The sequence below is a fragment of the Bombilactobacillus sp. ESL1197 genome (assembly GCF_058107145.1).
The window spans coordinates 202,412-221,017 of sequence record NZ_JBYLTY010000001.1; the positions used below are offsets into that span (position 1 = coordinate 202,412).

Annotated in this window: 19 protein-coding genes and 1 rRNA gene; all 20 read right to left on the bottom strand. The window is 40.8% G+C overall.

Annotated elements, in window-relative coordinates; genetic code table 11:
• Window positions 1-149 precede the first annotated feature (149 nt).
• Window positions 150-1,716 (bottom strand): 16S ribosomal RNA (locus AC3B6B_RS00760).
• Window positions 1,717-2,115: 399 nt separating this feature from the next.
• Window positions 2,116-3,243 carry an LCP family protein gene (locus AC3B6B_RS00765; RefSeq protein ID WP_489756810.1) on the bottom strand — a complete coding sequence of 376 codons (1,128 nt, stop codon included), beginning with the start codon at window positions 3,241-3,243 and terminating at the stop codon, window positions 2,116-2,118.
• A 147-nt stretch (window positions 3,244-3,390) separates the two neighbouring features.
• A complete protein-coding gene (locus tag AC3B6B_RS00770) occupies window positions 3,391-4,137 on the bottom strand; it encodes an aspartate/glutamate racemase family protein (RefSeq protein WP_489756811.1) in 747 nt (248 codons plus the stop codon).
• A 2-nt stretch (window positions 4,138-4,139) separates the two neighbouring features.
• Window positions 4,140-5,672, bottom strand: coding sequence for a UDP-N-acetylmuramoyl-L-alanyl-D-glutamate--2,6-diaminopimelate ligase (locus AC3B6B_RS00775; protein WP_489756812.1), 1,533 nt, complete (start codon window positions 5,670-5,672; stop codon window positions 4,140-4,142).
• Window positions 5,669-6,712: a sensor histidine kinase gene (locus AC3B6B_RS00780; protein WP_489756813.1), complete on the bottom strand. Its 1,044-nt coding sequence runs from the start codon at window positions 6,710-6,712 to the stop codon at window positions 5,669-5,671. Before AC3B6B_RS00780 ends, AC3B6B_RS00775 begins: the two co-directional genes overlap by 4 nt.
• 2 nt (window positions 6,713-6,714) lie before the next feature.
• A complete protein-coding gene (locus AC3B6B_RS00785) occupies window positions 6,715-7,401 on the bottom strand; it encodes a response regulator transcription factor (protein ID WP_489757690.1) in 687 nt (228 codons plus the stop codon).
• A 70-nt stretch (window positions 7,402-7,471) separates the two neighbouring features.
• Window positions 7,472-8,467 carry a zinc-ribbon domain-containing protein gene (locus tag AC3B6B_RS00790; protein ID WP_489756814.1) on the bottom strand — a complete coding sequence of 332 codons (996 nt, stop codon included), beginning with the start codon at window positions 8,465-8,467 and terminating at the stop codon, window positions 7,472-7,474.
• A 158-nt stretch (window positions 8,468-8,625) separates the two neighbouring features.
• Window positions 8,626-9,369, bottom strand: coding sequence for a carboxyltransferase subunit alpha (gene accA, locus AC3B6B_RS00795; protein ID WP_489757691.1), 744 nt, complete (start codon window positions 9,367-9,369; stop codon window positions 8,626-8,628).
• A 16-nt stretch (window positions 9,370-9,385) separates the two neighbouring features.
• Entirely contained in the window at window positions 9,386-10,243 is an 858-nt protein-coding gene (locus tag AC3B6B_RS00800; RefSeq protein ID WP_489756815.1) for an acetyl-CoA carboxylase carboxyltransferase subunit beta, read from the bottom strand.
• Window positions 10,236-11,621, bottom strand: coding sequence for an acetyl-CoA carboxylase biotin carboxylase subunit (locus AC3B6B_RS00805; protein ID WP_489756816.1), 1,386 nt, complete (start codon window positions 11,619-11,621; stop codon window positions 10,236-10,238). The genes AC3B6B_RS00800 and AC3B6B_RS00805 overlap by 8 nt, the downstream gene beginning before the upstream one ends.
• A 12-nt stretch (window positions 11,622-11,633) precedes the next feature.
• Window positions 11,634-12,080 (bottom strand): 3-hydroxyacyl-ACP dehydratase FabZ, encoded by a 447-nt coding sequence (gene fabZ / locus AC3B6B_RS00810; protein ID WP_489756817.1) that lies wholly within the window; start codon window positions 12,078-12,080, stop codon window positions 11,634-11,636.
• Between the two features lie 17 nt (window positions 12,081-12,097).
• Window positions 12,098-12,523 (bottom strand): acetyl-CoA carboxylase biotin carboxyl carrier protein, encoded by a 426-nt coding sequence (locus AC3B6B_RS00815; RefSeq protein ID WP_489756818.1) that lies wholly within the window; start codon window positions 12,521-12,523, stop codon window positions 12,098-12,100.
• On the bottom strand, window positions 12,524-13,756 hold the full coding sequence (fabF, locus tag AC3B6B_RS00820) for a beta-ketoacyl-ACP synthase II (RefSeq protein ID WP_489756819.1): 1,233 nt from the start codon (window positions 13,754-13,756) through the stop codon (window positions 12,524-12,526).
• Between the two features lie 11 nt (window positions 13,757-13,767).
• Window positions 13,768-14,502, bottom strand: a complete 735-nt coding sequence (fabG, locus tag AC3B6B_RS00825) for a 3-oxoacyl-[acyl-carrier-protein] reductase (protein WP_489756820.1) — start codon at window positions 14,500-14,502, stop codon at window positions 13,768-13,770.
• A complete protein-coding gene (locus AC3B6B_RS00830) occupies window positions 14,502-15,452 on the bottom strand; it encodes an ACP S-malonyltransferase (RefSeq protein WP_489756821.1) in 951 nt (316 codons plus the stop codon). The genes fabG and AC3B6B_RS00830 overlap by 1 nt, the downstream gene beginning before the upstream one ends.
• A complete protein-coding gene (gene fabK, locus AC3B6B_RS00835; protein ID WP_489756822.1) occupies window positions 15,442-16,395 on the bottom strand; it encodes an enoyl-[acyl-carrier-protein] reductase FabK in 954 nt (317 codons plus the stop codon). The genes AC3B6B_RS00830 and fabK overlap by 11 nt, the downstream gene beginning before the upstream one ends.
• 2 nt (window positions 16,396-16,397) lie before the next feature.
• The gene (locus tag AC3B6B_RS00840; protein ID WP_489756823.1) at window positions 16,398-16,646 is read right to left on the bottom strand and encodes an acyl carrier protein; all 249 of its coding nucleotides are present in this window, start codon (window positions 16,644-16,646) and stop codon (window positions 16,398-16,400) included.
• Between the two features lie 26 nt (window positions 16,647-16,672).
• Window positions 16,673-17,644 (bottom strand): beta-ketoacyl-ACP synthase III, encoded by a 972-nt coding sequence (locus AC3B6B_RS00845; protein ID WP_489756824.1) that lies wholly within the window; start codon window positions 17,642-17,644, stop codon window positions 16,673-16,675.
• A 6-nt stretch (window positions 17,645-17,650) separates the two neighbouring features.
• Window positions 17,651-18,112, bottom strand: coding sequence for a MarR family winged helix-turn-helix transcriptional regulator (locus AC3B6B_RS00850; RefSeq protein ID WP_489756825.1), 462 nt, complete (start codon window positions 18,110-18,112; stop codon window positions 17,651-17,653).
• Between the two features lie 44 nt (window positions 18,113-18,156).
• Window positions 18,157-18,597, bottom strand: coding sequence for a 3-hydroxyacyl-ACP dehydratase FabZ (gene fabZ / locus AC3B6B_RS00855; protein ID WP_489756826.1), 441 nt, complete (start codon window positions 18,595-18,597; stop codon window positions 18,157-18,159).
• Between the last annotated feature and the right edge of the window lie 9 nt (window positions 18,598-18,606).

Consider the following 18,606-nt stretch of genomic DNA (forward strand, 5'->3'; position numbering starts at 1 on the left):
ACTACTGTTTCTTACTTTCTTCGAATCTCTCGATTCTCGGTGTCTTTCTTCTCATAATATTCAGTTTTCAAAGTACTAATGTTTGAGAGTAGACCTCTCAAAACTAAACAAAGTTTCTTGCCAACTGCTTTCCGTTTATTTTTCCTTAGAAAGGAGGTGATCCAGCCGCAGGTTCTCCTACGGCTACCTTGTTACGACTTCACCCTAATCATTTGTCCTACCTTAGACGGCTAGCTCCCCGAAGGGTTACCCCACCGGCTTTGGGTATTACAAACTCTCATGGTGTGACGGGCGGTGTGTACAAGGCCCGAGAACGTATTCACCGTGGCATGCTGATCCACGATTACTAGCGATTCCAACTTCATACAGGCGAGTTGCAGCCTGCAATCCGAACTGAGAATGGTTTTTAGAGTTCTGCTTGCCCTCACGAGTTCGCTTCTCGTTGTACCATCCATTGTAGCACGTGTGTAGCCCAGGTCATAAGGGGCATGATGATTTGACGTCGTCCCCACCTTCCTCCGGTTTGTCACCGGCAGTCTCACTAGAGTGCCCAACTTAATGCTGGCAACTAGTAACAAGGGTTGCGCTCGTTGCGGGACTTAACCCAACATCTCACGACACGAGCTGACGACAACCATGCACCACCTGTCTTCCTGTCCCCGAAGGGAACCCTGTATCTCTACAGCTTTCAGGAGATGTCAAGACCTGGTAAGGTTCTTCGCGTTGCTTCGAATTAAACCACATGCTCCACCGCTTGTGCGGGCCCCCGTCAATTCCTTTGAGTTTCAACCTTGCGGTCGTACTCCCCAGGCGGAGTGCTTAATGCGTTAGCTGCAGCACTGAGAGGCGGAAACCTCCCAACACTTAGCACTCATCGTTTACGGCATGGACTACCAGGGTATCTAATCCTGTTCGCTACCCATGCTTTCGAGCCTCAGCGTCAGTTACAGACCAGAGAGCCGCCTTCGCCACTGGTGTTCTTCCATATATCTACGCATTTCACCGCTACACATGGAGTTCCACTCTCCTCTTCTGCACTCAAGTTTGACAGTTTCCGATGCACTTCCTCAGTTAAGCTGAGGGCTTTCACATTCAGACTTTTCAAACCGCCTGCGCTCCCTTTACGCCCAATAAATCCGGACAACGCTTGCCACCTACGTATTACCGCGGCTGCTGGCACGTAGTTAGCCGTGACTTTCTGGTTGAATACCGTCACTACTTGAGCAGTTACTCTCAAGCACGTTCTTCTTCAACAACAGGATTTTACGATCCGAAAACCTTCTTCATCCACGCGGCGTTGCTCCATCAGACTTTCGTCCATTGTGGAAGATTCCCTACTGCTGCCTCCCGTAGGAGTTTGGGCCGTGTCTCAGTCCCAATGTGGCCGATTACCCTCTCAGGTCGGCTACGTATCATCGCCTTGGTGGGCCTTTACCTCACCAACTAGCTAATACGCCGCAGGTCCATCCTTTAGTGACAGCCGAAACCGTCTTTCATTCCTTAATCATGTGATTAAGCACTTTATGCGGTATTAGCAACTGTTTCCAATTGTTATCCCCCGCTAAAGGGCAGGTTACCTACGTGTTACTCACCCATCCGCCGCTCGCGTCCATATCTTCCTACCCGAAGGTATTCCGTTACTTCTGCTCGCTCGACTTGCATGTATTAGGCACGCCGCCAGCGTTCGTCCTGAGCCAGGATCAAACTCTCATTTTTTGTTAGTTTGTTGACTCAGACTTAGAACTCTAACGTTCTTTGTCTTCTTTATTACTTTTAAATTGACAGGTTCTTTTTCAAGAACCCAGCACTTGGCTTTTAAAGAAACTTTGTTCAGTTTTCAAAGATCTACTTAACTTTTTGTTGATTACCACTTGATTAAGCGGCTTATTTAGTTTATCATCTTATCATGAGCTTGTCAACTGTTTTTTTTATTTGCTTAACAGTGACGCGCATGACTCATTGACAACAGAAAATATATTATCAACTTTTTTACCCTTTTGCAACCCCTTTGCCCATCTTTTTTTATTCTTTTTTGTTACTTATTGCTCTATCCCTTGGTATGACTGCTTTTTTACGATATAAAAAAAGCAATTTATTTTTAAAATAAATTGCTTTTTAGTTATCAATCAAGTAATTACTATTAACATTTTCGCCATAAATTACATAATTTTGATTTACTTTTTCCTTAAAATCAAAACCATTTTTCGTCACATTCATTTTATTTTGTCGTGTCTCGACGTTATTAATCTTTTCTTTATCTTGGCCAACACTGGTTCTTAATTTATCCGATACGCGCTGTAATTCTTTAGTTGGCGCTACTTCATAAGAAATTCCGTCAATTAGGGTGCCGTGCCCTTGCAAATGATCAGAGTCCATGTTTTTAGACGCTCCTCGATAATATTGAATTAACGCAGTAATATCATCCAATGATAGATTAGTACTCATCGAATTAGAAATGCTATTCAACACTTTTTGAAGATTAGGTAACGTACTTAGAGAAGTTGCTTTTTTGACAATTGCCATAATAACCTGACGTTGTCGCATTTGCCGACCATAATCGCCTTGCGGATCGTCGTAACGCATTCGTGCGTAAGACAGACTTTGTTTGCCGTTAATGACTTGCTTACCTTTATGAAAACTACTGCCATCGTAACTGAACGCAAACGGTGCATCTACTTCAACTCCACCGACTGCGTCTACTATTTTAGGCAGTGAATGAAAGTCCAAAGTAATATAATTATCAATCTTGATATTAACTAATTTTTGCACAGTTTTCACCGCTGCCTCAGACTCTCCTAAATTATAAGCGGAATTAATTTTCTGAATCACATGCTGGCCGCTTTTTATCCCATAAATTTCCGATAAAGTATCCCGTGGAATACTCATTAACACTGTTTTTTTAGTTTGTGGATTGATCGTTGCCAAAATCATAGTATCTGAATTACCACGATCAGTGCGTCCTTCATCGCCTGTATCTACTCCTAACAATAGAATAGTAACTGGCTTTTTTTGCGCGATCGTTTTGGAAGGTCGAATTGCGGTACTCGGCCGATAAGCATTGCCTAAAGCATTACTAGCTTGCGAGTAAATCCGAAAGCCGTAAGCCCCGACGATAAAAATAGCCATAATTAAAAAGAGCAAAATGCTCTTCAAAAAACGATGACTTCCCATTTGGTGCTGTGATTGCATCGAAACTTTTTGATTGCGTTTCAATAAGGATTTATTTGGTTCTGAATTATTCATTACTTCAATTAACCTCAAAATTCTAAATGATTTACTCAACTGTGAATTTTGATTTAGCGCTAAGCTAAATAAGCTTTTCACAATTTAGATTATTAATTATACATTATCAAAGCAATAATGCAATTCTAATATAAAATAATTTTCAGTCTAGGACTGCGCTACTCCAGCTTGAATCATTACGGGTAAGCCTTGCTGTAGCCTTTGACCTAAATTGACACAAGTATCAACCATAATACTTTGCGCATCAACTACTGAATAATTATGTTGCGGTGCTTTCTCTTGGGCCAAAGAAAGTTCTGTACAACCTAAAATAACCACGTCGGCTCCAAAATCATGCACCATTCGCTTGAGAATCTGATGATATAACTGTGCATCAACTACCCCTTGTTCTTTGATACAATCATAGATCAAAGTCATCACATCCGCCTGCAGCTGTTCATCACCCAACGTATAATCTAATCCCTGTTGTTGTAATTCTTGTTGATAGACTTGATCCGCTAAAGTACCTTTCGTGGCAATTAATCCCACTTTTTGCGCTCGGGGATAGTGCTGTTTCAAATAGCTAACAGCACTCCGGGGCATATGCAATAATGGAATTGACGTCTCTTGTTGTAATTGTTCATAGAAATAATGCGCAGTATTGCAAATAATCACCATAAAAGCGGGCTGTAAGAGTGATTGTTGTTGAATATCTTCTAACAAATCGGGATAAAAATTCGGTTTTTGATGATCCAAAATATAATCGGTTCGATCAGGAATACTAGCATGATTGACTAATAAATAATTTAAATATTCTTGATCCTTAATTGCAGGGGTTCTTGCATTTAACAGACGCACAAAACTTTCCGTGGCTGCCGTGCCCATGCCGCCAATAATTGTAAAAAAGTCTTTCATCGCTATCCCTCAATTTCTTGAACTATCTGTTGTGCCACATTTAAGTCATTGGGATAATCCACATTCACACCACGAATTTTTTGGTACTTATCTTCACCTTTACCAGCTAACACGACAATATCTTGCGGTTGACTAGTAGTAATCGCCGCTTGAATCGCCTGCTGACGATCTAGAATAATTGCCACTTGCACTTTCGTATGATCAATTAACTGATTGATTTCTTCACAAATAGCTTGAGGATCTTCAAATCCCGGGTCATCAGTCGTCAAATACGCCTGATTAGCATATTTACTCAGAGCTTTAGCAAAGCCTGAACGCCGTGAAACGCCCTTGTCGCCTGTACTACCAACTACCACGATAATTTTGGATTGTGGATTTTCCGTTTTTAAAAAATGTAACAATGCCGACATGCTAGCGTAATTATGCGCATAGTCAACGTAAATCGTGCCGTGTTGCTTGGTCTTGATTGACTCCATCCGTCCCGGAATATGCACATCCATAATAGATGTTTGAGCCAATTCATAAGGGGCCCCCGCAATCCCAGCACCGATAATTGCGGCAGTTGCATTGGCTTCATTAAAGTCACCGATCAAACTTAATTGATAATCACCAGCAATATTCAGTTGCTGAGCTTTAGCACTTTGAGCCCTGATCGTAAATTCACTTTCTGCCAATGTACTCTCTTTACTCTGATAAACAAAGTCCGCCACTTGTTCATTGCCACCTTGGCGTGAAAAAACATACAGTTTAGAACTAGGAGTTGTCGCTTTAGCTGCTAAATATACTTCGTCAAAATAGTCAGTATCCCCATTAATCACACAACTCTTTGAATTTACTAAGAGCTGTAATTTGCAATGAAGATAATCGGCAAAATCGGGATGTTCATTGGGACCAATATGATCAGGTGAGATGTTTAAAAAGAAGCCAACATCATATGTTAAACCATAAACACGGTTACGCTTATAAGCCTGTGATGAGACTTCCATCACCAAATGCGTCATCCCACTATCTACGGCTTCACGCATATCATGAAACAAATCCAGTGATTCTGGAGTAGTTAAATTGGACTTAAATTTCTGACTGGGCTTCGGTCCTAAAATCCGATCAATCGTCGAAAATAAGGCGGTCTTTTGATTCGAATAATTTTGCAAGATTCCACGTGTAAAATAGGCCGAAGTCGTTTTCCCTTTAGTTCCTGTAAAAGCAATAATAAACAGATCATTCTGCGGGTAACCATAAAAAGCTGCCCCTAATAACGCCATCGCTTTCTGTACGTCGGTTACAATTAAGGCATTCATGCCCTTGATATCTGGATATGCTACTTCAGAAACATAAGTTGTTGCTCCATTAGCCTGAGCCTGCTTTAAATAACTTTCTTTAAAATGTGTTCCTTTGCAAAAGAACATACCATCCTTTTGTGCCTGCCGTGAATCGTAAGTTACGGCGGTAATTTCATTGTCAAACACAATATCAGCCTGTTTTAGCAACTTATGTTCCTGCAATAATAAAGTACAACCATTTAAAATCAAAGTCATGATTTATCTCCTTCACTGGTTAAATTTTTCGGTAAGTCAATCTGAAAACAAGTTTGTTGTGCATCAGAGTGGACTGTAATCTGTCCATGTTGCATTTGCACCAAGCTTTTGGCAATGGCCAACCCTAAGCCTGTCCCCCCCGTTTTACTCGAACGAGACTGATCGACACGATAAAAACGATCAAACAAGTGTTGCTGATTTTCTGGAGCAATCGCTTGGCCATTATTAATCACCTGTAAAATTACGTGATCTTGTTGTTCTTTAGCGCACAACCAAATATGATCGGCACCTTGACCATACTTGATGGCATTAATTACTAAATTATTAAAAACTCGCCCAAGCTTTTGACTATCAGCTTGCATGATTAACTGCGGAATATCACTGACCACTTCCATTTGAATATGCTGTTTTTTAGCTTCTAATTCAAAATCTGCATCAATCTGTTCCAGCATTTGAATCATATCGAATGTTTGAATATTTAATTTAGTGTTCGAGTTATTAGCACGAACATATTCAAATAAATCATTCACTAACGAACGTAATTGTAACGATTTTTGATAAGCAATATGCACGTATTTTTGCACATCGGCCGTTGACGTTTGCGGATTTTGTTCAATTAAACCTAAAAAGCCAATAATTGACGTCAATGGCGTCCGTAAATCATGACTCACATTAGTAATCAATTCGTCTTTACTTTGTTCCGCAGCCACTTGATTTTTCATGGATTCACTGGCGGTTTGCATCACTTTATCCATTTGCTGAATTAATTGTTGTAGTTCCAAAATAGTAATGCCATCAGCACTAGTCGCTTCGCCACGCGCCAAATGTTGCAGATAATACTGTGTACGATGTAATTGGCGTTGATACAAATATTGATAGGCTAAAAGAATTATTATTAACCCATCTAACAATCCTATCAGCCACCATAACTGGGGCGTTTGATTAATCATCGTGGCCCATTTGAGTTCACCGCCGACGGCCAATACGAAAATAATGGTCGTTATATAAACTACCCACCGACGGGATAGCATTGCCTTCATGTTTAAGCCTCCACTTTGTAGCCAACACCCCAAACGGTTTCGATGACTTGTTCACCATTAGTTGCTTCTTCTAATTTATCACGCAAATGACTCACATGAACCATCACTGTTTTGGCAGAAATCACACTTTCTTGCTTCCAGACACGCTCAAAGATCTCATCTGCAGAAAAGACGCGATTAGGATGACTGGCTAGTAAATATAAAATGCCAAATTCCAATGCTGTGAGTTGCACTTTCACTCCCGCATTGGTCACGACTTCGTGGGAGCTTTTATCGATGGTAATTGGTCCAATTTCTAATTTATCTGGTAAAATCTCGTGACCTTGAGCATGGGTCCGGCGCAACAAAGATTTCACCCGGGCCATCACCTCTAACGGATTAAAGGGTTTAACCACATAGTCATCAGCACCCGTAATTAATCCTTGGATTTTATCCAAATCACTAGTTTTGGCAGAAACTACAATAATGGGAATTTGTGAATCCTTGCGTAATTTTTTAATCACTTCAATTCCTGACATTCCGGGCATCATAATGTCTAATATTAAGAGTGCAATATCCGGATTAGCTTTTAATTGATTGAGCGCTTGTACACCAGAATTAGCAACAACTGGTTGATAGCCTTCATTTTTTAAATAAATGCTGAGCAGTTCCACAATATCTTGGTCATCGTCTACCACTAAAATTTTCAACAATTATCGCCTCACAAGTTAACTTCTATCTCCCAAACTTAAACATATCATACCATATCTTAAGAAACGCTTATTGCCGCACATTACTCTGTTTGAATTGATGCCAATCCCAAATTGTCAAAATTAATAATAAAATACTCAATGTTAAAGCTGATTTGCCACTAGCACCGAGACTTAGTGGTTGCATGACACCACTTTTGGCGGCAAAGCTCAAACTCACATGTAAGATTAACCAACCGCCAAAGTACCACAGTAAGTTCCAAACATTACCCCACTTAATTAACTTTTTCCCAAAATGATTCGGCATCAAGGCGCCCAAGATAATCAATAATGGTCCGGCAGCAATAATCCATAATCCTAGATCCGGATTAATTTGAAAATGTAAGTAATAATTTAACAAGTTAAGTGCTTGTTTAATAGTCTGCGCTAAAGAGAAATTGGTCACCACATTGCTGCCAAAAAAGTTATTACTAAAAAAGTTTGGCCAGTAGCTGCTACTCAATAAAATACCTGCAATAATTAATAACAGCCACGAGCGCTGACTTTTTGACTTGGTTGTTGGCACAACCGTTGACACTTCTGTTACTCCCGCTTGAGTTTGTGGTTGTAAGGGTTTGGTAAAATTCGGTTGTTGATAGTGATCAACGCGCGCTTTAACCATTGGACGCCGTTTAATAGCCGCAGAAGTTGCCGGCTGTTTGCGGCGAAAAGCATTCCGGATTTTTTGATCCAGATTAGTTTGCCGCCGATTAGCGTGCCAATAACCAGCCACAATCAACCCTAATGCGACCACTAAGCTCAACCATTTACCAATATAAACATAAGTCAAAATAACAAAAATAACGGCTAAAACATCTATAATGGGATTATTCTTGAGCCAGAGCAAAAAACTAACCATAGAATTAGTCGAAGATTGATGATAACGCTGTGCCCGCGAATAAGTTTGATCTCTACCATCAGCATCAGCGTGCGCTCTTTGCGGCTTCGCCACTAATTGATAACCACAGGTCGGACATTTTTTGGCATTAGCTTTGATTTTGGCACCACAGTTGGGACAATATTGCATCAAAATCATCCTTTCAATTTCAGTTATATTAATTGATAATTATAGTTTTATCTTAAAGGATAATTATGAAGAATTACCAAATTTTATCAACTAAATTTTTAAACAAATTAAGCGCAACCAACAAAATAGGTGCTGGCTGCGCTTAATCAGACATTTTATTAAAATTTACGAAATCGTTCTTTGCGCTGTTGCAATAAATCAGACAAACTTAACTGATCGAATTGAGCCAATTGTTGATCAATCAAGGTCTGTAATTGTTTGGCTTGCTCATCTAAAACCGTCTCGGGTAAAACTTGTTCAATAATTTGATTTTGTTTCAACCAAGCGGGTTCAATATGCATCATTTCCGCTGCTTTATTAGCCAGCTTGGAATCTTTCCACATAATAGAAGCAAAGCCTTCTGGCGAAAGAACAGTATACATACTGTGTTCTAGCATCCACACTTGATCAGAACAGGCCAAAGCTAACGCGCCACCCGAACCTGCTTCGCCAATAATAATAGTTAAAATGGGAACTTGCAGTTGCAACATTTCACTGATGCTCTTAGCCAATATTTGGCCTTGACCTTTCACTTCAGCCTCTTCACCCGGATAAGCACCTGGAGTATTAATCAACGTGACAATTGGTGCACCCATTTTTTGCGCTAATTTCATTACGCGTAAAGCTTTCCGATAACCTTGCGGGGTTGGACTACCAAAATGAGTGGCTAGGCGTTCCTCTAATTCCTGACCTTTATTCGTGGCTACTACCGCCACCGTCCGTTGCTTGAGCTTAGCAAAGCCGGCAATAATCGCCGGATCATCACTATCCACTTGATCGCCATGTACAGCAAAAAAGTCCGTAAATAATTGATCAATCAGCGGTTGCAAGTCAGCTTTCCTATCACTTCGCGCACCTTCCATGATCGTACTAACTTGTTTACTCACTTTGCGCAGCTCCCTTCCACTTTTGACCAGCAAAAATTGTCAAGATTTGATCTAATTTCTGTAGTTGTTGTGGTCGCGCCACAATTTCATCAATAAAACCATGCTGATAAGCGTTTTCTACACTTTGAAAATCTGAAGGCAATTTCTTATTGATGGTTTGCTCAATGACGCGCCGCCCAGCAAAACCTAACAACGCTTGGGGTTCTGCTAGCGTAATATCAGCCTGTGAGGCAAAGCTAGCTGTTACGCCTCCGGTAGTCGGATCCATGATCACTGCCACATACAATAATCCAGCTTGGCGATGTTCATTAATTGCTTGCGAGATTTTCGCCATCTGCATTAAGGAATGAATTCCTTCTTGCATCCGAGCACCACCAGAAGCAGTGAACATAACAACTGGTAATTTTCGTTCTGTTGCTTGCTCAAATAAACGGGTAATTTTTTCACCAGTAGCTGTTCCTAAACTTCCCATAATGAAGTTAGGATCCATAATTCCTAAAGCCACATCATGTTGAGCCAACTTGGCTTGTCCAGTTAAAACTGAATCCAATAATTTTGTCTTCGTCTGAGCCTTATGCAATTTCTCTTGATAATCTGGAAACTTTAAAGGATCAGTCGTGGCTAACTCAGCATCCCATTCTTGAAAATCTTTCGTTAACATCTTCAAGCGTTGGCGAGCATTCACCCGAAAACCATAACCACATTCCGGACAAACTTGAAATTTACCGGCCCGCCGAAAATAAAACTTACTGCCACAATGAGGACAATAACGAAAAATTCCTTGTGGAACATTATGATAATAACTATTTAAGGCTTGAATCGGATGAGGCGCAAAATGATTTTCACTCATCGTCACTAGCCCCCTTTGAGGATTGTGCCATATATTGCGGTAAAAACTTTTGATCAATATATGTGGTCAAATAATGACCTTGGCGAACTTCCTCTTGTTGTAATAATTGAATCAAGAAATCATCGTTCGTCGTGACACCATCAATTTTGAATTCTCGCAATGAATTAATCAAACGGCGCAAAACGACCGGGCGCTGTGAACCAAAAGCAATAATCTTAATAATCATTGAATCATAAAATGGTGATATCTGATCACCACTGTTCACGCCACTTTCAACGCGAACCCCTAGCCCACCGGGCCAGGACATTTGCTTAATCTGACCAGCCTGCGGTTGAAAATTCTTTTTCGGATCTTCCGCATTAATTCTCGCTTCGATAGCTGCACCATGGATCTGCACATCCGCTTGCGTCATGGACAAATCAGCGCCTGCAGCAATTTTTAATTGCTCTTGCACCAAATCAACTTGCGCTACTTCTTCAGTAATAGAATGTTCTACCTGAATCCGCGTATTCATTTCCATGAAATAAAAATGATGTTGCGGATCCATTAAAAATTCAATCGTCCCTACATTTTGATAGTCAATTGCTTTGACTGCGCGAATGGCTAACTGCTGCAAATGTTGCCGTTCTTGCTCATTAATCTCTACGCAAGGCGTTTCTTCCAAAACTTTTTGTTGCCGTCGTTGTAAGGAACAGTCTCGTTCAGGCAAGGCCACCACGTGCCCTGCTTGATCAGCCATAATCTGAACTTCAATATGCTTAGCAGGAGAGATAATCTTTTCCAAATACATGCGGTCATCACCAAAAGATAACTTTGCTTCTTCTTGCGCTTGCACAAAAGAATCACTTAATTCTTCTGGTTTAAAAACTTTACGAATTCCTTTACCGCCACCACCAGCAGCGGCTTTGAGCATGACTGGATAACCGACTTTTTGGGCAATTGCTAATGCTTCTTGCGCATTAGCGACAAAACCTTCACTACCCGGAATAACCGGCACCTCATTTTGTTGCATGGTAATCCGCGCATTAGCCTTATTACCCATCAACGCAATGGTTTTGGCCTTCGGACCAATAAAAGTCAACTGACATTCTTCACACAATTGTGCAAATTCCGGACTTTCGGATAAAAAGCCATAACCTGGGTGGATTGCTTGCGCTCCTGTTAATAAAGCCGCACTCACAATGTTTTGCATATTCAAATAGGAATCAGCTGGTTGTGGGCCACCAATGCAAACTGCTTCATCGGCTTCTTTCACATGTTGTGCATTTTTATCAGCCGTTGAATAAACTGCTACTGAGGTAATATTTAATTCGCGTAAAGCGCGAATAATCCGCACAGCAATTTCCCCACGGTTGGCAATTAAAACTTTTTCCAACATTTCAACTCTCACCTACTGTACGGCAAATGTTAATTCACCAGAACAAGCAATTTGGTCATCAACATAAGCAGTCGCTTTACCAATACCAATATTTCCACGTAATTTATCTAATTTAACTTCCAAACGTAAACTATCGCCGGGACGTACCATTTGCCGGAATTTAACTTTCTTAACACCACCGAAATAAGCGGTCTTGCCTTTAAATTCAGGCATCGTTAATAAAGCAATTGCCCCTGTTTGTGCCAAAGCTTCCAAGATTAAAGCTCCAGGCATCACGGGGTTACCCGGAAAATGTCCCTGGAAATAACTTTCATTGACAGAAACATTCTTGCGACCAATTGCATATTGACCAGGTTGATAATCTAGTACTCGATCGACTAATAACATTGGGTAACGATGTGGTAAAATTTCTTGAATTTGGACAACATCTAAACTTTGTTTATTTTCATTTGCTTCCATTAATCTTCTGAGCCCTCCTAATTGGGTGTGACAGTAAATAGGGGTTGATCATATTCCACAACCTCTTCATCAGAAACTAAGATTTCACTAATAGTTCCCTTAATCTCACTCTTAACTTCTGTCATCATCTTCATTGCTTCAATGACACAAACAACATCGCCCACTTCTACTTGATCCCCAACTTTTTTAAATTGTGGTTGGTCAGGAGAAGATTGGAGATAAACAATCCCAACTAAAGGCGACTTGATTTGCGGCAATTGTGCTGTATCTTCTACCACAGTAGCTTGATTATCTGGTACTACTGAACTAGGAGTTACGGTGGCTGGAGCAGTTTGACTTTGCTTGCTCAAATACAAATGTCCACCATCAAAATCCAAATCTAATTCATTAATGTTACTTTGATTAACTTGCTTCATGAGAGCTTGAATTTCTTCAAAAGTCATTTAAGCTTGCCACCTTTTCATTGCTAGAACTGCATTATGACCACCAAAACCAAAGGAGTTGCTGAGTGCATAATCAATTGTCCGTTGGTTATTGTTAGTTGTTACTAGGTTCACATCACAGTCTGCATCTTGATTCATAATTCCAACATTCACTGGCAATTGTCCAGATTGTAATGCCAAGGTTGTGGCAACTGCTTCGACTGCACCCGCAGCGCCCAATAAATGACCAGTCATACTCTTCGTACTGGAGACCAAAACTGAACTATCAGCACCAAAAACTTGATTAATAGCCTTTGATTCTGCCGAGTCATTGCCTTTAGTTCCCGTGCCATGAGCATTAATATAGCCCACTTGTTGCGGCGTGATTTGGGCTTCTTGCATAGCCAAACTCATTGCCCGCGCTGCTTGGGTACCTTTCGGGTCTGGAGAAGTAATATGGTAAGCATCAGATGTTGTTCCATAACCAACAATTTCACCCAAAATTTCAGCACCACGCGCTTGAGCATGTTCTAAAGATTCCAAAATTAACGTTCCGGCACCTTCGCCCATCACAAAGCCTGAACGACTTTCGTCAAATGGTAGGCTAGCTTTGGTCGGATCAGTGGCCTTAGACAAGGTTGACAAAGACGCAAAACCTGCAATCCCAATCTGATTAATGGAAGCTTCTGAACCACCAGTAATCATAACGTCACTACGTCCATCTTTAATTTGACGGTAAGCTTCACCGATCGCATTCGTACTGGAAGCACAAGCGGTCACAATTGTCGTACTAATATTATGGGCCTGGTAACGCATAGACAAATTACCAGCTGCCATATTAGCAATCGCAGTGGGCACAAACATTGGTGATACCCGATCCGCACCCTTATCATGCATTTTGATCACTTGTTGTTGAATTGTCGTTAAACCGCCAATACCAGAACCCCAGATTACGCCTAAACGATCGGCATCAGTATTCTTAGCATTGATTTGGGCTTGCGCCATGGCTTCATCGCTAGCATAAACCGCATATTGGGTAAAAGCATCCATGCGCTTCGTATCTTTTTTTGTTAAATGCTGTAACGCATCAAAATCATCTAACTGTCCAGCAACTGTAACTCCTGTACTAGTTGCATCAAAATAAGTAATTGGTTCAAAACCAATCTTTTGTGAATTTAAACCTGCTTGAAAACTAGCAACATCGTTACCGATAGGGGTAACAGCCCCTAGTCCTGTTATTACTACTCTTGTCATAATGATTCTCCTTACTGCATTGTTAAGCCGCCATCGACCGTCAATGTTTGGCCAGTAATATAATTATTTTGAGCCAAAAAGACAGCAGTTTGGGCAATTTCTTCAACTTGACCAAAGCGCTGTAGTGGAATTTGTTTAATAATTTCTTGTTGCCGTTTATCACTTAATTGCTGCGTCATTTGGGTATCAATCATTCCGGGAGCAATTGCATTACAACGTAAATTACGCAAAGCCACTTCTTTCGCAACTGATTTCGTTAACCCAATGATGCCGGCTTTACTGGCAGCATAATTAGCCTGACCAATATTACCAGTCAAGCCAACAACACTGGCTAAATTAATAAAACATCCCGAACGTTGTTTGTACATTGGCCGTAATGCCTGACGAATAACATTAAAAGTTCCCACTAAATTAGTTTGTAAGACACTGTCAAAGTCTTCTTGTGACATCCGGTTCAATAAACCATCGCGAGTAATTCCTGCATTATTAACTACAACATCAATGTGGCCCGCTGCAGCCAATGTTTGCTTAATTAATTGTTCTGCAGAGTCCATCTGCGTCACGTCAGCACTAATATCAAAACATTGAACCCCAAAAGCGGTAATTTGAGCTTGCACGTCGGCACTAATGGGATGCCGCGCATTTAAAACGATATTCGCTCCTTGCTGTGCAAAAGCTTTGGCAATTGCTAAACCAATACCTCGTGAGCTACCGGTTATTAAAACTACTTTGTCTTTGAGTTCCATTAATCCATTGCCTCCAACGCTGTAATTGTCTGTTGCAGTCCATCATAACTATCAACTTGATAAGTAGGAATCTTCCGCACAATCTTTTTAGCAAAGCCTAATAAGGTTTTCCCAGGTCCCAACTCCAGAACTGCCGTTAAATCTGATGCTTGCTGTTGTAAAGTAGCTGCAAAATAAGTGGTCGAAACTAACTGTTGCGTAAGATTATCACTCAAAGTTTGCGGAGCAAATTCTTGTTTAGTGGTCGTACTAAATACTGGAAATGTTCCGGTCTGCCAATTAACTTTCGTTAAGGCCGCATTTAATTGTGCCTGAATTGGTTGCATCAACGGTGTATGAAAAGCTCCACTAACTTTTAATGGAACAACCCGCAGTTTTTCCTGCTGCTGCTTTAATAAATCAACAGCCCGCTCTACTGCTGTAGGGACGCCACCAATGACAATCTGTTGTGGTGTATTAACATTGGCCACACCAATGGCACCGAATTGACTAGCTTGCTGAACTGCTTGTTCAACACTAGCTAAATCGGCTTTCATAATGGCGACCATTTCACTGGCCGTTTGCTCACTAGCTTGTTGCATTAATTCGCCACGCCGCTTAATCAATTGCAAACCGGTAGCAAAATCAACGTAACCACTGCTAGTTAAAGCACTATATTCGCCTAAGCTTAGTCCTAAGCCAAAGCAATCTTTAGTAGTTAAATAGTCTTTTAATTCCTGATATAAGCCCCAACTCATGGCCAAAATAGCCGGTTGCGCCAAGCGCGTTTGTGCTAACTGATCAGACAAAGCTGCATCATATAAAATACTTGGCAAGTCTAACTGTAAAATTTCGGCTGCTTGATCAATATGCTGCTTAAAACTTGGCAAACTTTCGTACAGGTCCTGTGTAATTCCTGTTTTTTGGGCACCTTGACCGCTAAACAGTAATCCCAACATCTTAATAGTCACCGCCTAAAAGCCGATCTGCCCGGGAATAAACATCTTCCAAGATCTCAGCTGCTGGTTGTTCTTTTTTAACCAAACCAGAGATTTCACCAGCCATATAAGCACCGGTCTTGGCATCACCATCTAAAACTGCACGCCGCAAACTACCATTACCTAATTCTTCAATATCACTATAATTAGGATGCTCTTTAGCGGCTTCAGCTTTTTCTAACTTCACATAAGTCTTAGCCATTTTGTTTTTCAAAACTCTAGATGGATGACCTGCAAAGTCACCGGTAACCATTGTGCTGGCATCATTAGCCTTCAAAACCGCTTTTTTATAAGTGGGATGAACTTTAGATTCGGTAGCTACTAAAAAGCGGGTTCCCATTTGGACACCTTGCGCACCCAGCATCATAGCCGCTGCCAAACCACGGCCATCACCAATACCACCAGCCGCAATGACAGGAATATTAACCGCATCAACCACTTGAGGAACTAAGGCCATTGTCGTTAACTTTCCAATATGACCACCAGATTCCATACCTTCTGCAATCACGGCATCTGCACCAACACGTTCCATCATTTTGGCCAATGCTACAGAACCAACGACTGGAATAACTTTGATATTAGCCGCTTTAAAGCGTGTAAAGTAATCGCCAGGATTACCAGCACCCGTAGTAACTAAAGCGATGCTGTCTTTATATTCCAAGACAACTTCCACCACTTCTTCAACATGCGGTGACAATAACATAACATTGACCCCGAAAGGTCGATCGGTTAAAGACCGCGCAATTTTAATCTCTTCGGCAATTGCAGAACCTGGTGCATTGCCTGCACCAATAATTCCTAAACCACCAGCATTGGAAACAGCGGCCGCCAATTTACCATCAGCGACCCAGGCCATTCCCCCTTGAAAAATCGGATATTTCAATCCCAGACTTTGAATAAATGGACTTAACTTCATGCTTAATCTTCCTTTGCTTCTAGTTGTTGCTTCACAAAATCAACTAGATCTTGCACAGTTTGAATACCATCTTCATTTTCAATTTTGATGTCAAATTCATCTTCTAATTCGTTGATTACTTCAAAAATATCCAAACTATCAGCATTTAAATCATCTTTGATATTAGCTTGTAAAGTAACTTCTTCTTCTTCTTCACCTGTTTGGTCGACAATAATTTCTTTGACTTTGTTAAAAATTTCTTGATCTGACATAATATAAAACTCCCTTATAATTAAAATTAATAAACTAACGCTAAACTACCGACGGTTAAACCTCCGCCAAAACCACTTAAGATCAACTTTTGCCCGCGTTGAATTTGCTTGTTTGCAACACTTTGCGCCAATAGTAATGGTACACTAGCTGCCGAAGTATTGCCAAATTCTGCAACATTCTGCAAAAACTTAGTTACGGGTTGATCTAAATGTTGTGCAATACTTTTAATAATGCGCCCATTTGCTTGATGCAATAAAAAGTAATCAATATCATTCACGTTCCAATTAGCTTTGGCTAAAACACGTTGAATGGAATTGGGTACTTCATGGGTGGCAAAGCGATAAACAGCATGACCATCCATCATAAAATAACGCTGTTGTGGATCAGTTTGATCTTGATTAAAGATCGAATTTAACGGCAAATACCCAGCTGTGAGTGCCGAACTTTGCGCACCTAAGGTTTGCAAATCCTCAGCCACCAATCCTGGATGCTTAGCATCAGCTTCCACCAAAACGCCTGCAGCACCATCACCAAATAAGACCGCGGTTGAACGATCTTGCCAATCAACCAATTTAGATAAAGTTTCCGCACCAATCACTAAACCACGTTGGTAAGTAGTTGCTAACAGTTTATCAGCCAAAGCTAAGCCGTAAATAAACCCCGAACAAGCTGCACTAATATCAAACGCAAATGCTTGATTGGCTTGTAACTTGCCTTGAACTAAAGCCGCTGTGGATGGTGTTTGATAATCTGGTGACATCGTCGCCACAATAATAAAATCTAAACTAGTTGCTGGTAAATCACTAGCTGCTAATAACTGCTGTGCTACTTGCAACGCTAAATCTGAAGTTTGTTGCTTTTGCGCAATGTGGCGTTGCTTAATGCCGGTTCTGGAAGCAATCCACTCATCCGAAGTATCCATAAACTTTGTTAGATCATCATTGCTGACAATCTTGTCAGGTACATAATAAGCTGTTTGCTTAATTCTCAATCCCAATCTGGATTACTCCTTTGTTTTATCGATATGCGCGGGAAATTCTAAAAAGGCTCGTAAATTGAGTAAGGCATGTTCAATAATCTCAACTTGGTTCTCGTCAAAGTTTTCAATAAACTTAGCTACCATTTGTCGATGAAACAAATCATGTGCTCGATAAACTAAACGGCCTTTTCTCGTCAAACCCAAACGCACAATTCGGCGGTCATCATCGCCATGAATCCGGACGACATAACCTTTACGTACCAAATTATTAACCATTGTCGTGACTGTACCAGGAGTAATCATTAACTCTTCTGCTAATTGCGAACTGGTTTTGTGATCATACATAGTAATTGCATCAATGGCGTGCATTTCTTTAACTGAAATGTCCTTAAAATCACTCTTTTTTAATTCCCGTTCTTCAACCCGCATAATATCAGTATAAACCGTGGTCAATAACCGGTTGATCCGTTGCATTTTATCTTTCATTCGTATTACTCCTATAGAATGTCAAAATAACTGCAACTAATCCGTTAACTACGAACCGCATCCTCGACAATAAACATTAATTCCGCTGTCACTGCTGGCTTATCATGAACCGACGCCACGCAACTAACCAAGCCAATATTTTGACGTTGTCTTTTTAATTCCACTTTTAACTGCAACTGATCGCCAGCATGAACATCAAACAAAAATTCAGCCTTCGGAATCCCACCTAAGTAAGCTGTTTTATTTTTAAAACTCGGTGAGCTCAAAATAAAAATTGAGGCTGCTTGAGCTAAGGTTTCAATAATCAACGTTGATGGCATCACAAATTGTCCCGGTCGATAACTGTCAACAAACGATTCATCAGCGGTTACGTTCTTCACCGCTTGAATTGATTTATCGACTTGCATGTCTTGCACTCCGTCCATGAAAAAGATCGGATATCGATTGGGAATTAACGCCCGTATTTCACTTGAATTTAGTTCCATTAAGATTCC